Here is a 12845-nt window from a genome sequence, read left to right on the forward strand (position 1 = left end):
GCGGTCAGACCAAAGGAAAGCATTGAGGTTTGAGCTCTTTCCGCAACCTCAATCTTGGATCGGCATCTGCATTGCTTACATAATTCTACCTTCTCGCCTGCCCTTCATCCCTCATGGTCTCTTTTTGAGTAATCAAGCGGGCGCTATGCTGGCCGCTCAGATAAATCCACAGCCAGCTCCAGGCGACAGCAAGTCTTGAGCGTGTGCCGATGAGAAAATAGATATGTGCAAGACCCCATATCCACCATGCGAGACTACCCGTTAGCTTTACCTTACCAAAGTCAACGATGGCCGCGCTCTGGCCGATGGTGGCAAGGCTACCTTGATGCCGGTAATGGAATGGTGCGGGAGCGGGTTTGCCTTTCAGTCTTGCCTTGATCACTTTGGCGACATAGGCGCCCTGTTGTTTGGCCGCAGGCGCAATACCCGGTACAGGCGTGTTATTGCCTTGGATGACCGACGCCGTGTCTCCGATCACGAAGACATCGGACATTTCCGGAGAGGTCAGATCTTTTTCAACAACGACGCGACCCGCCCTGTCGGCGGGAACACTGAGCCAACGCGCCGCAGCCGATGCCTGAACACCAGCCGCCCAGACAATCGTCCGGCTTGGAGTGAACTGTTCTCCAATCTGTACGCCCTCGCTTGAGCACTGTGTAACAGGCTGCCCGAGACGAACCTCAACGCCGAGTTTTTCCAACACGCCTTGCGCATAGGCAGACAGTTCCGGCGCAAAACTTGGCAGCACACGTTGGCCCGCCTCGACCAGGATCACCTTTGTCCTGCGGGTATCAATGGCGCGAAATTCCTTGGGGAGAGTCTTGTGTGCCAACTCGGCGATAATACCGGCAAGCTCGACGCCTGTTGGACCGGCTCCAACGATGGTGAAGGTCAGAAGCGCCTCACGTATCGCCGGGTCAGGGGTGGTTTCTGCCTGCTCGAAGGCAAGAAGAAGGCGGCGGCGAATTGTCGTGGCATCCTCCAGCGTCTTCAGGCCGGGGGCCACAGGTTCCCATTCATCGCGTCCGAAATAGGCATGGGTCGCTCCGGTGGCCAGAACAAGCGTGTCGTAGGATATGGATGCACCACTGCGCAACATGACCTGCTTTGCAGCGACATCGACGCCACCGACTTCACCCAGCAAGGTCGAAACCTCCTGCCGGTCGCTATAGAGATGGCGAATGGGCCAAGCGATTTCCGAGGTGGACAGAATGGTTGTTGCAACCTGATAAAGAAGGGGTTGGAAAAGGTGATGGTTTCGCCGATCGATCAGCGTTATCCGCGCTCCGCTGCCTTTGAGATCATGCACCAGCTGAAGCCCGCCAAAGCCACCGCCAACAACCACGACGTGGTGATCACTCATGATCGATCTTTCTCTTTTTATACCGCGTGAAATTCAGCTCAATGTAAACGCAGACCATGTGCACAAAATTACAGTTGAAATTCTGGCCTATGGTCTGGCATGCAACTCATCGCCTTTGCGTTGATGCTACAGTATTGTGTGCATCATAAAACACACAATACTGCATTCAACGGTATATATTTCCACCAAGGTCCGCCGAATGCACGCCACGGCGCGCATTCTTTCTCGCATAAGGCCAGAACTTACAGAGCCATGTCCGGCACACGTTTGATGTCTGCCGCCGGTGCGCTGACACCTGGCTTTGTGATTGCGGACATGTCGATTGCCGGTGGTGCGAGCGTCAGTTGAAGGCGCTCTGCCGTCGCTGCCCATTCCTTGGCCAGCATCTCTGGGTTCTCATTGAGATTGACGCCATAGCTTGGCACCATGGTGCGCACTTTCTCCTGCCATTCCGGTGTCGCCAATTTCTCGGCAAACACTTTCTGGAGCAGATCCAGCATGATCGGTGCCGCCGTTGACGCGCCCGGCGAAGCGCCGAGCAGGGCGGCAATGCTGCCATCCTTGGCCGCCACAATTTCTGTTCCGAGCTTGAGAATGCCGCCCTTTTTGGCGTCTCTTTTGATGATCTGAACGCGCTGGCCTGCCTGCCAAAGGCGCCAATCCTCGGCCTTGGCATTGGGAAAATAGGCACGCAGAGCCTCTAGCCGATCTGCGTCTGACAGCAAAAGCTGCCCGGCCAGATATTCGACCAGATCAAACTCATCATAGCCAACTTTCAGCATCGGCCAGATGTTTTCGAGCGTGATTGTCGCAGGCAGATCGAACAGCGATCCTTCCTTCAGGAACTTTGTCGAGAAGGTTGCGAAGGGGCCAAACAACAGGTGGCGCTTGCCATCAAACACGCGGGTGTCGAGATGCGGAACCGACATCGGAGGCGCACCGGTGGAAGCCTGGCCGTAGGCCTTGGCAAAATGCTGGTTTGCAATCTCCGGCTTGTCGCAGACCAGGAAAGAACCGCCGACGGGGAAGCCCGCGTAATCATCGCCTTCAGGAATGCCGGCCATCTGCAGAAGGTGCAACGCACCACCGCCCGCACCGATGAACACGAACTTCGCCTTGACGGTGGTCGAAGATCCATCCTTGCGATTGGAGGTGCTGACGTTCCACGATCCGTCGCTGTTCTTTTCGATAGCCTCCACTTCGCTGGAGGTGCGCAGCGTAAAGTTTGGATGGCTTTTCAGATGCGTGACGTACTGGCGGGTCACTTCGCCCCAATCGGCGTCGGTGCCAAGCGGGCTCCAGGTGGCGGCGAGTTTCTGGGCGCGGTCACGCCCGTCCATCATCAGCGGCACCCATTCGGCAATCTTGTCATGATCGGTCGAAAACTGCATGCCGGAAAACAGCGGGCTTGCTTTCAACGCGTCAAACCGCTTGGCAAGAAACGCCGTGTTCTCATCGCCCCAGACGAAACTCATGTGCGGTGTCGAGTTGAGGAACGAGCGCGGATTTTTCAACACGCCAACATCAACCTGATGGGCAAGAAACTGGCGGGTGATCTGGAAGGCCGAATTGATCTCAATCGCCTTTTCGATATGCACATTGCCTTTCGCATCCATCGGCGAATAATTCAGCTCGGCCAGGGCCGAATGCCCCGTGCCGGCATTGTTCCAGCCGTTGGAGCTTTCCATGGCCACGGCGTCGAGCCGCTCGAGCATTTCAATCGTCCAATTCGGCTCAAGCTCGCTGAGCAAAACACCCAGCGTCGCACTCATGATGCCGCCACCGATCAACAGGACATCCACGGTTTTTTCCGGCGCTTGCGCCCAGCTTGGCACAGAGGTCGCACCGAGAACGACCGCCCCTGTGGCTGCCGATCCCAAAAGCTGACGGCGGCTCAAAACCGGGCCTTGGATGCCTGCGGCAATGGATGGGTTGTCTTTACGATGAACGGGCATCTGGCACCTAATTGAGGTTAAGGGCGACTGCCATGACCTTTGACGATCGCACCCTACAGCGCCGTGCGTGTTATAAAACGCACAAAGGACGCTGTAACGTTTTAAATGTGCTGCATAATCCCTGAACCGATTCCGGTTTGAGGGAGGATTATGCAGCATTGTGACAAGTCAGCACGCGACTTTCTGTCGCGCAGTTGCTGGGGTTTGACGCAGTGACATGACAAAAGCCATTAAATAGAAATTTAAGAACGGTCGTCCCGGTCCCTGACGGCCAGCCTGGCTATGGCAGGCGTGCGTTGAATCACACACCGCACAATTGCGCTATTTTTTGAAAAACCGTAGGATTGAAACAATAAATCGGCATTTGAAACGCGTGTACTCTGGCAATAATGGATGACCTGCAACATCTATGGAGGGACCGACGCACCAAGGAATAGGCCATGGCGAAAGTTATCCTTATTGAGGATGATGAAGATACGGCACAAGATATCTGCGCTGAGCTGAAAGATTACGGATACGCCGTTGACTGGGAATCCGATGGTGCCAGGGGCCTTGAACGCGCAAGGAATGGCGGGGCAGATATCCTGATCGTTGACCGTATGCTGCCTGGTATGGATGGCCTTGCTGTGATTGATACACTGCGGCGCGAACAGGTTCGCACGCCTGTGCTTGTCATCAGTGCCCTCAGCGCCGTCAACGACCGTGTGCGCGGCCTGCGGGCCGGTGGCGACGACTATCTCACCAAGCCCTTTGCGATCCTCGAACTTGTCGCCCGCGTGGAAGCCCTTCTTCGCCGCCCTGCTGACATGTCGGCGAAAGTGCTACGGGTTGGACCGCTTGAGCTTGACCTTCTGGAGCGAAGCGCTTGCCGCGGCGAAAGAGAGATTGAGCTTCTCCCCCGTGAATTCAAGCTGCTCGAATATATGATGCGCCATTGCGAACAGCTTCTGACGCGAGGAATGCTGTTTGAGGAAGTCTGGAAATATAAATTCGTTCCCGATTCAAACCTCATCGATGTGCATATGGGTCGGCTCAGGCGAAAAATTGATCATCCGGGAGATCACCCCATGATCTCCAATGTTCGTGGAGAAGGTTTTGTACTTCGCGCGCCCGATTGAATGGGTCCGGCAATCCCGTTTCCGCTATGTGGTGGTGTTGGTGACGGCGATAACCGTTCCCATGGTGCTGAGCTTTAGCTTTGCCTATGTCCAGACCACTGGCCGCGAGTTGATCAATCAACTGGATGAGCTGGTTTTGCAAGAAGCAAGCGTCATCACGCAAGGTGCTCTTCTGGGGCGGATGGATGCCTATGAGGAACGCGTAAGACAAGACCCGCGACGGGTGAAGCCAACGGGTATTTTCACAGCCGATGGCCACCGTGTGTCGGGAAATGTCCAGGAATTTCCGTCGGGTCTGGCACTGGATATGCCGCCCAGACAGGTGTCGATTGTGCGCACCGACCAAACACCACCGCGACAACAGCGGGCGCGTGCGGTTGCGCGACGCCTGCCAGATGGCAATATTCTGTTCGTTGGCTGGAGTACGGCCGATAATGAGCAGGCCGCATCCATGGTGGAAAGAGGGCTGCTGTTTGGCCTGGTTCCGGTGCTGACGTTTGGCCTGGCGGCGGCGGTGTTTTTTGGCTTGAACGCCCACAGGCGTGTCAACGAAATGCAAATCCGGATCGCACAGATTGTTGCGGGCGATTTGAAACAGCGCCTGCCCTACCGCAATGTGCAGGACCCCCTAGACAACCTTGCCCAAATCGTCAACGGCATGCTCGACGAGATGCAGGCCTTCATCGAGGACCTCGCCGCCGTCGGTGACGATATAGCCCACGATTTGAGAACACCTCTGGCCAGAGTGCGCCTCGGCCTGGAAAGGGCTCGGCGCAATGCGACCTCCGTTGAGGACATGCAGATCGCCATGGATCGGGCGATTTCAGGAATTGACCACGCGATCTCCATCGTCACAGCCATTTTGCGTGTTCGAGAGATTGAACAAGCGCGCAGACTTCAGGCATTTGACAAAGTGGAACTCGCGGAGCTCGTGCTGGAAGTCGGGGACCTCTATGAGCCCATTGCTGAAGAGAAGCAGCTGACACTGACAGTGAGGGCAAATGCCGACATTGTCGTTCATGGAGATCGGGATCTAATTTTCGAGGCCGTCGCCAATCTCGTTGATAACGCTATAAAATTCACGCCCGAGGGCGGCAGGATCGATGTTTGCCTTATCGTGGAAGACGAGCGAAAAGCGCTCCGCGTGAGCGACACCGGTCCAGGTGTGCCAGAGAGCGAGAGAAATCTCCTTATTCAGCGCTTTTACCGCTCAGACCGAAGCCGCCACACAAGAGGGTTGGGTTTGGGATTGACCTTGGTGGCCGCGATTACCAAACTGCATGGTTTCCGGTTCGACGTGCTGCCAACCAAGGGCTTCACGACAGAGATCACGTTTCCACAAAATGCGACCGACTAGGACCAATGACGTCGCCGTCACAGGTGGGCGACCTGGCGCAGGTATGCGCCCGGGAATCTCGAATGCGGCCCATTGTTGTGGCGGAGCGTAAATCCAATCACACGGATCGATACTGCTCGTCCGTCACCTGCTCCAGCCAGTCGACCACCTTTCCATCCAGCTGCTCCTGAATGGCGATATGGGTCATGGCTGTGGTCGCGGAGGCACCGTGCCAGTGCTTTTCGCCGGGCTCGAACCAGACGACGTCACCCGGATTGATGGTTTCGATCGGGCCGCCCTCGCGCTGCACGAGGCCGAGGCCAGCGGTGACGATCAGCGTCTGGCCGAGGGGATGCGTATGCCAGGCGGTGCGTGCGCCGGGCTCGAATGTCACGCAGGCTGCGGCGGCGCGGCGGGCATTGTTGGGCGAAAACAACGGATCGATGCGGACCGTGCCGGAAAACCAGTCCGATGGACCTTTGGTGGAAGGCTGGGTGCCGTTTCTCTTGATGTCCATGGGCTTAACCCCTTTTATTTTGAGAGATTCTGCCAAATAGATGGTGCCCATATGCTGTATGGCAATGATCATCTTTCGTCAGACCATCCCACCCAAAAGATAAAGTCAATGTCGAAAGCGTGTTCGCCTCACCCGCCGAACTCCAGCTGACGCGCCTCCTGCTTGCAATCCCCTCCTGTCTATGCTCCCTTCACGCCGACGCTGTGGAGGGCGTCACAGGAGGAGTGACCATGACCATGCATCCCTTGCTGGCGCAGCCGGAGCGGTTCGTAACGCGCAATGAGGTTATCGGGCTGATTGGCCGGTTGACGGACAATCTGATCAACATCACGGACACCACAGGGGAATTCCTGCTGCGGCTGGACGATGGGCGGGTGATCGACACCAAGGGCTGGGCCGGATGGGAATGGACCCATGGTATCGGGCTTTACGGCCTGTTCAAATACTGGCAGCAGACCGGCGATGCCAAGGCGATGGCTGTTATCACCGACTGGTTTTCGGCGCGGCTGGCCGAGGGCACGCCGACCAAGAATATCAACACGGTCTGCCCGTTCCTGACGCTCGCCTGCCTATATGAACACGCGCCCAACCCGGCCTTTATCCCCTATCTGGAAACCTGGGCCGAGTGGGTGATGCATGAGATGCCGCGCACGCGCGAAGGCGGTTTGCAGCATATCGTCTATAACAGCGTCAACGACCAGCAGATGTGGGACGATACGCTGATGATGAGCGTCATGCCGCTCGCCAAGATCGGCCTGCTGTTGAACCGCCCGGACTATGTGGAAGAGGCGAAGTATCAGTTTCTGATCCACAGCCAATACCTCGCCGACCGCGCCTCCGGCCTGTGGTTCCATGGCTGGACTTTCAACGGCAATCATAATTTTGCCCGTGCACTCTGGGCCCGTGGCAATTCCTGGGTGACTATCGCCATTCCGGAATTCATCGATCTCTTGCAATTGCCGGAAGGCGACGCGGTGCGGCGTCATCTGCTCTCGACGCTCGACCGACAGGCCGCAGCCCTAGCCAAATATCAGGACCCTTCCGGCCTCTGGCACACGCTGGTCGATGACGAGGGCAGCTATCTGGAAGCCTCGGCCACCGCCGGTTTTGCCTATGGACTGATGAAGGCGGTGCGCAAACGATATATCAGCGCGGACTATCGGCCCGTGGCGGAACGGGCGGTGCGCGGTGTCATTGCCAATATCGACGCCAAGGGCGAATTGAACCAGGTGTCCTTCGGCACCGCCATGGGTTCGGATCTCGATTTCTACCGCACTATCAAGCTGACCTCGATGCCCTACGGGCAGGCGATGGCCATTCTCTGCCTCTCTGAATATCTGAGATCCTTTATTTGAAGCCGGGAGTAGAGAAAGCCCGAAGCACCGCAATGACAGGATAAAAATCCTGCCATTTCAGAAAGTTTTCATTTGCGCATTTCCCAGCGCTTTTGCATGGTCACGGCAGTAATCCTTGACCGTGGGTCTTTTCATGTCTGTCGATGCAATTGTTCTTGGCGCCGGTATTATCGGCGTGTCCACCGCTGTTCAGCTGGCACGGCGCGGCAAATCTGTGGTGCTGGTGGACAGGCGGGACGCGGGTGAGGAAACCTCCTACGGCAATGCCGGGCTGATCCAGCGCGAGGGCGTCGTGCCCTACGGCTTTCCGCAGGATCTTGGCTTGATCCTGCGCTACGGTCTCAACAACCGGATCGATGCGCATTATCATCTGAAGGCCCTGCCGAAGCTTGCCGCTTTCCTCTCCTCCTATTGGTGGCATTCCAACAAGCCGCGCCATGAGGTGATCGCCAGAGCCTATGCGCCACTGATCGAGCATTCGATCACCGAACATAAAGAGCTGATCGAGGCATCGGGGGCCGAAGCGCTGATCCGCAAGGACGGTTGGGTCGAGGCGTTTCGCACCCAGGCCGTGCGCGACAAGGAAGTGGCTGAGGCCGAACGGCTGGGGCGTGAATACGGTATTCAATTTCAAACCCTGACGGCAGCGGATCTGGCCCGCGAAGAGCCGCATCTGAGCCAGGATTTCATCGGCGGGCTGAAATGGAACGATCCCTGGTCGGTGCTTGATCCGCTCGGGCTGACCAAGGCCTACCTCACCACGTTCGAAAAGCTTGGCGGACGCTTCGTGCATGGTGATGCCTTGAGCCTGAAACAGGCAGGCAGCGGCTGGCAGGTCACCACCGACGATGGCGTGATCGATGGCAAACAGGTCGTGGTCGCCCTCGGTCCCTGGTCGGATGAGGTGACGGCCAAGCTCGGCTACCGCTTCCTGCTCGGCGTCAAGCGCGGCTACCACATGCACTATGCCAGCAACGGCAATGCAGTGCTGAACAACTGGATGATGGACAAGGAGCGCGGCTATTTTCTCGCCCCGATGACCCAGGGCATCCGGCTGACGACCGGGGCGGAATTTGCCTTGCGTGATGCGCCGAAAACCCCGGTACAATTGGCGCGGGCCGAAAAAGTCGCCCGCACCATCTTTCCGCTGGCCGAGCGGCTGGACGCGGAACCCTGGATGGGCGCGCGGCCCTGCACGCCGGACATGATGCCGGTGATTGGCCAGGCGCCGCGCCACAAGGGCCTGTGGCTGGCGTTTGGCCATGCCCATCATGGCTTGACGCTGGGTCCGGTGACGGGCCGGTTGCTGGCGGAGGCGATGAGCGGCGAGACGCCGTTTCTGGATATCTCGGCCTTTCGCCCGGAGCGGTTCAGGGCCTGATACAGATCCCGAAAATGTGATCTGCGGACGAACCGGGCGTCACAGGAAATCGGCAGACGGACCTTACAGTCGGGTGCTTGAAGTCAATGATTTGCTCAAGGGATCACTATGACCAGCCGCCCGCGTTCCTCCATCGCCCTTGGTCTCATCGGCCTGCTTGCCGCCGCCGCAATTGCCCATGCCGATCCCGACGCGCTGTGGAAAATCGTCCATGACAAATGTGTTGTCGCGACAGCGCCTTGCGTCAGCGTCAATGCCGGCGAACATTACGCGCTGCTGAAGGACCAACGTGGCGTGGCGCAGCATCTGCTGATCCCGACCGACAAGATCACCGGCATAGAAAGCCCTGCTCTGCTGGATGACAAGACGCCGAATTTCTTTGCCGATGCCTGGAATGAACGGGCCGCCTTCGATGCCAAGCTGCCGCATCCCTTGTCACGCGATGCGCTCAGCCTGGCGGTCAACGCACAAAACGCCCGCTCGCAAAACCAGTTGCATATCCATATCGATTGCCTCAGCCCGGATGCCCATGCGCTTTTGACCAAGATGGCCAATGACATCGGCACCGACTGGGCGCCCCTGCCGGACACAGTGGCTGGACACCATTTTATCGCCATGAAGGTCGAGGGCGATACGCTGGCGGGTTACAATCCGTTTCTGGCGCTGGCCAAGACCCTGAAAGACCCGTCAACGGAGATGGCAAGCCACAATCTGGTGGTGGTTGGCGCGAGCTTTGCCAGCGGCCCAGGCTTCATCATTCTCACCGATGTTGCCCCTGCCGCGACAATCGGTTTTTCCGGCGGTGAAGATGTGCAGGATCACAGCTGCCGGATCGATCCGGTCTGATCACCGCAAATCGTTGTTATTCCAGCTCCGACAGCCCGCCTGCTGCGGCATCAACAATGGCGTCGATGCTGCGATCAATATCAACTGTCACCACACAAGGCTCATCTTTCGGGCTTTCCAGTGTCGCAAGCTGGCTTTCCAGCAGGCTGACCGGCATGAAATGTCCGGTGCGTTCACCCATGCGGCGGGTCAGCAGCTCTTTCGAGCCTTCCAGATAAATGAAGGCGGTGCGATTGCCAGTCGCCTCGCGCAACAGGTCGCGATAGCTTTTCTTCAACGACGAGCAGGAGACGATGATGGTCTGGCCCTCCTGCAAGGCGGCGGCCATTTTATCGCCGATCGCTTGCAACCAGGGCCAACGGTCTTCATCGGTCAGCGGCGTGCCCTTGGCCATTTTCTCGACATTGGCGGCGGGATGCAGGCTGTCTCCTTCCAGGAAGGGGACGTCAAGCTTTTTCGCCAGGCCCTCGCCAATCGAGCTTTTGCCGCAGCCGCTAACCCCCATGACGATGATCGCCCAAGGTCTGGTAGGAACGGTGTTGGCTGTCTGATGGGCGGTCATGCTGATCTCTCCGGGCGGATACGTCACTTACCTTCAAGTAGCGTATTGCCGTCCCTGGTCAACCGCCTCATCCCAGCCTCACCACAAACGAAAAACGCCCGGACCGGAGGTCAGGGCGCTCTACATCATCACTTTTAAAACAAACAGGCTCAGGCAGCCGGTGCAGCTGCCAGACGAGGCAGATCCTCGATACCCAGCAAAAAGTTGATCTGCGGGCGGGCCTTGACCAGGTCGTCGATGGAATATTCCGCCAGCACCGCGAAGAAAGCATTGAGCGCCTTGCGCAGCGCCGAATTCAGGCCGCAGCTGTCGATCAACGGGCAATCGACATCGCCATCGTCCTCGAAGCATTCGGCCATCGCAAAGCTGTCTTCAGTGACTTTCACCACGTCGAACAGGCTGATCTTTTCAGGCGCACGGCCCAGGCGCACGCCGCCATTGCGGCCACGCACGGTTTCCACCAGGCCTGCCTTGTTGAGCGGCTGAAGGATCTTGAACAAGAACAGTTCAGAGACACCATAGGCCTTGGCAATTTCCGGAATACGGCTCAGGTGGTCCTTGTTCGCCGCGCAATACATCAGAATGCGTACCGCGTAATTGGTCTGCTTCGTCAAGCGCATGCGCCACTCCTTAAGCTGGTCCAGCGAACCTTAGCCGCTTGGCGGTCCTTGGCAAAGCGCCAATTTTGTCCGTCCATATCGGCATATATAATGGCTTTTGTACTTTTGAACAATTCCAAATTAACATTTTTTGAGCGTGTTTCTCCAGAAAAGATTTTCATGCTTGGAGTGTTGATTTTGGCTTTTTATCACGAAAAAAGGCGGGCCGCTGGAGACCCGCCTGTGTTGATGGTTTTCTGGATAAAGCCTTATTTCATTGTCGGCATAACGAATTCAGCGCCGTCCTTGATGCCGGAGGGCCAGCGGCTGGTGACGGTCTTGGTGCGGGTCCAGAATTTGATCGAGTCCGTACCATGCTGGTTGAGGTCGCCGAAGGAAGACGCCTTCCAGCCACCGAAGGAGTGATAGGCCAGCGGCACCGGAATCGGCACATTGATGCCGACCATGCCGATATTGATGCGGCTGGCAAAATCACGCGCCGCATCGCCGTCGCGGGTATAGATCGCAACGCCATTGCCATATTCATGCTTCATCGGCAGATCGAGCGCTTCTTCATAGTTTTTCGCGCGCACCACCGAGAGAACCGGTCCGAAGATTTCGGTCTTGTAGATGTCCATATCAGGGGTCACATTGTCGAACAGGCAGCCGCCGACGAAATTGCCGTTTTCATAGCCCTGAAGCTTGAAGTCACGGCCATCGACGACCAGCTTGGCACCGGCATCCACGCCGCTATCAATCAGGCCGAGAATGCGGTCACGCGCTTCCTTGGTGATGACAGGACCCATATCCGCCTTGTCATCGGTATAAGGGCCGATGCGCAGGCTTTCGATCATCGGGGTCAGCTTGGCGATCAACCGGTCGGCGGTTTCATCACCAACAGGAACGGCAACCGAAATCGCCATGCAGCGTTCCCCGGCTGAACCGTAGCCCGCGCCCATCAGCGCATTGGCAGCCTGATCCAGATCGGCATCGGGCATGATGATCATATGGTTCTTGGCGCCGCCGAAGCACTGGGCGCGCTTGCCGTTGGCCGCTGCCGTACCATAGACGTAACGGGCAATCGGGGTGGAGCCGACGAAGGAGATTGCGCCGATATCGGGATGGGTCAGCAGGCCATCAACAGCTGATTTGTCGCCATTAACGACGTTGAGAATGCCAGCAGGCAGACCAGCCTCGATCATCAATTCGGCAAGGCGCATCGGCACGGACGGATCGCGCTCGGAAGGCTTGAGGATAAAGGCATTGCCGCAGGCAATCGCCGGGGCAAACATCCACATCGGGATCATCGCCGGAAAGTTGAACGGCGTAATGCCAGCGCCAATGCCGACAGCCTGACGGATGGAATACATATCAATGTTCGGGCCGGCGCCTTCGGTAAACTCGCTCTTCGACAGATGCGGAATGCCGATGACGAATTCGCAGACTTCCAGACCTCGGACGATATCGCCCTTGGCGTCTTCAATGGTCTTGCCATGCTCGCGCGACAGCATTTCGGCCAGCTCGTCCATATGGGTGTTGAGCAATTCCACGAATTTCATGAACACGCGAGCGCGACGCTGCGGATTGGTGGCAGCCCATTTCGGCTGGGCAGCCTTGGCGTTTTCCACCGCCGCATTCAACTCGTCTGCGCTGGCCAGCGAGATTTCGCCCTGCACTTCACCCGTGGCAGGGTTGAAAATCGGCTGCTTGCGGCCAGAGGTGCCAGCCACAGTCTTGCCGCCGATGAAATGCCCGATCTGATACATGGGTGATCCTCCTGAGTGTTTTTTGATAGGCCACTATCGCGCTTTAA

General features: G+C 57.4%; 12 protein-coding genes. 6 read left to right on the forward strand and 6 right to left on the reverse strand.

All coding sequences use genetic code 11. The annotated features are described in order from the left end of the window. Positions 1-85: 85 nt before the first annotated feature. Complete coding sequence (locus IEI95_RS23020) at positions 86-1363, reverse strand: NAD(P)/FAD-dependent oxidoreductase (protein WP_194417076.1); 1278 nt, start codon at positions 1361-1363, stop codon at positions 86-88. On the opposite strand from IEI95_RS23020, the gene IEI95_RS29665 reads away from it, so the two are divergent. After that, the gene (locus tag IEI95_RS29665; RefSeq protein WP_272951019.1) at positions 1362-1487 is read left to right on the forward strand and encodes a hypothetical protein; all 126 of its coding nucleotides are present in this window, start codon (positions 1362-1364) and stop codon (positions 1485-1487) included. The genes IEI95_RS23020 and IEI95_RS29665 overlap by 2 nt on opposite strands. A 118-nt stretch (positions 1488-1605) precedes the next feature. Here the strand turns inward: IEI95_RS29665 and mqo are convergent, their stop codons facing one another. Further along, a complete protein-coding gene (gene mqo, locus IEI95_RS23025; protein ID WP_194417077.1) occupies positions 1606-3318 on the reverse strand; it encodes a malate dehydrogenase (quinone) in 1713 nt (570 codons plus the stop codon). Positions 3319-3758: 440 nt separating this feature from the next. On the opposite strand from mqo, the gene IEI95_RS23030 reads away from it, so the two are divergent. Both IEI95_RS23030 and IEI95_RS23035 read left to right on the forward strand, forming a co-directional pair. Beyond that, positions 3759-4436 (forward strand): response regulator transcription factor, encoded by a 678-nt coding sequence (locus IEI95_RS23030; protein ID WP_015915024.1) that lies wholly within the window; start codon positions 3759-3761, stop codon positions 4434-4436. Beyond that, complete coding sequence (locus IEI95_RS23035) at positions 4414-5793, forward strand: sensor histidine kinase (RefSeq protein ID WP_234934257.1); 1380 nt, start codon at positions 4414-4416, stop codon at positions 5791-5793. The genes IEI95_RS23030 and IEI95_RS23035 overlap by 23 nt, the downstream gene beginning before the upstream one ends. 97 nt (positions 5794-5890) lie before the next feature. Here the strand turns inward: IEI95_RS23035 and IEI95_RS23040 are convergent, their stop codons facing one another. Further along, positions 5891-6289, reverse strand: a complete 399-nt coding sequence (locus IEI95_RS23040; protein ID WP_070166397.1) for a (R)-mandelonitrile lyase — start codon at positions 6287-6289, stop codon at positions 5891-5893. A 230-nt stretch (positions 6290-6519) separates the two neighbouring features. Between IEI95_RS23040 and bglB the strand changes: the two genes are divergently transcribed. The 3 genes from bglB (at position 6520) to IEI95_RS23055 (ending at position 9871) form a co-directional block, all read left to right on the forward strand. Then, a complete protein-coding gene (gene bglB / locus IEI95_RS23045) occupies positions 6520-7644 on the forward strand; it encodes a beta-galactosidase BglB (RefSeq protein ID WP_234890865.1) in 1125 nt (374 codons plus the stop codon). Between the two features lie 133 nt (positions 7645-7777). Further along, entirely contained in the window at positions 7778-9025 is a 1248-nt protein-coding gene (locus tag IEI95_RS23050) for an NAD(P)/FAD-dependent oxidoreductase (RefSeq protein WP_156531467.1), read from the forward strand. 108 nt (positions 9026-9133) lie between these two features. After that, positions 9134-9871, forward strand: coding sequence for a CDP-diacylglycerol diphosphatase (locus IEI95_RS23055; protein ID WP_194417078.1), 738 nt, complete (start codon positions 9134-9136; stop codon positions 9869-9871). Between the two features lie 16 nt (positions 9872-9887). Here IEI95_RS23055 and IEI95_RS23060 read toward each other — a convergent pair whose 3' ends face one another. The 3 genes from IEI95_RS23060 to IEI95_RS23070 form a co-directional block, all read right to left on the reverse strand. Beyond that, positions 9888-10433: a gluconokinase gene (locus tag IEI95_RS23060; protein WP_194417079.1), complete on the reverse strand. Its 546-nt coding sequence runs from the start codon at positions 10431-10433 to the stop codon at positions 9888-9890. A 149-nt stretch (positions 10434-10582) separates the two neighbouring features. Next, positions 10583-11053: an iron-responsive transcriptional regulator RirA gene (rirA, locus tag IEI95_RS23065; RefSeq protein WP_156531464.1), complete on the reverse strand. Its 471-nt coding sequence runs from the start codon at positions 11051-11053 to the stop codon at positions 10583-10585. A 248-nt stretch (positions 11054-11301) separates the two neighbouring features. Continuing rightward, entirely contained in the window at positions 11302-12798 is a 1497-nt protein-coding gene (locus tag IEI95_RS23070; protein WP_156531463.1) for a CoA-acylating methylmalonate-semialdehyde dehydrogenase, read from the reverse strand. Between the last annotated feature and the right edge of the window lie 47 nt (positions 12799-12845).

The sequence above is a fragment of the Agrobacterium vitis genome (genome assembly GCF_014926405.1).
Lineage (GTDB): Bacteria > Pseudomonadota > Alphaproteobacteria > Rhizobiales > Rhizobiaceae > Allorhizobium > Allorhizobium vitis_H.

Coding starts and splice junctions, on each gene's coding strand:
- IEI95_RS29665 (WP_272951019.1), top strand. CDS start 1,362: ATGATCGATCTTTCTCTTTTTATACCGCGTGAAATTCAGCTCAATGTA.
- IEI95_RS23020 (WP_194417076.1), bottom strand. CDS start 1,363: ATGAGTGATCACCACGTCGTGGTTGTTGGCGGTGGCTTTGGCGGGCTT.
- mqo (WP_194417077.1), bottom strand. CDS start 3,318: ATGCCCGTTCATCGTAAAGACAACCCATCCATTGCCGCAGGCATCCAA.
- IEI95_RS23030 (WP_015915024.1), top strand. CDS start 3,759: ATGGCGAAAGTTATCCTTATTGAGGATGATGAAGATACGGCACAAGAT.
- IEI95_RS23040 (WP_070166397.1), bottom strand. CDS start 6,289: ATGGACATCAAGAGAAACGGCACCCAGCCTTCCACCAAAGGTCCATCG.
- bglB (WP_234890865.1), top strand. CDS start 6,520: ATGACCATGCATCCCTTGCTGGCGCAGCCGGAGCGGTTCGTAACGCGC.
- IEI95_RS23050 (WP_156531467.1), top strand. CDS start 7,778: ATGTCTGTCGATGCAATTGTTCTTGGCGCCGGTATTATCGGCGTGTCC.
- IEI95_RS23055 (WP_194417078.1), top strand. CDS start 9,134: ATGACCAGCCGCCCGCGTTCCTCCATCGCCCTTGGTCTCATCGGCCTG.
- IEI95_RS23060 (WP_194417079.1), bottom strand. CDS start 10,433: ATGACCGCCCATCAGACAGCCAACACCGTTCCTACCAGACCTTGGGCG.
- rirA (WP_156531464.1), bottom strand. CDS start 11,053: ATGCGCTTGACGAAGCAGACCAATTACGCGGTACGCATTCTGATGTAT.
- IEI95_RS23070 (WP_156531463.1), bottom strand. CDS start 12,798: ATGTATCAGATCGGGCATTTCATCGGCGGCAAGACTGTGGCTGGCACC.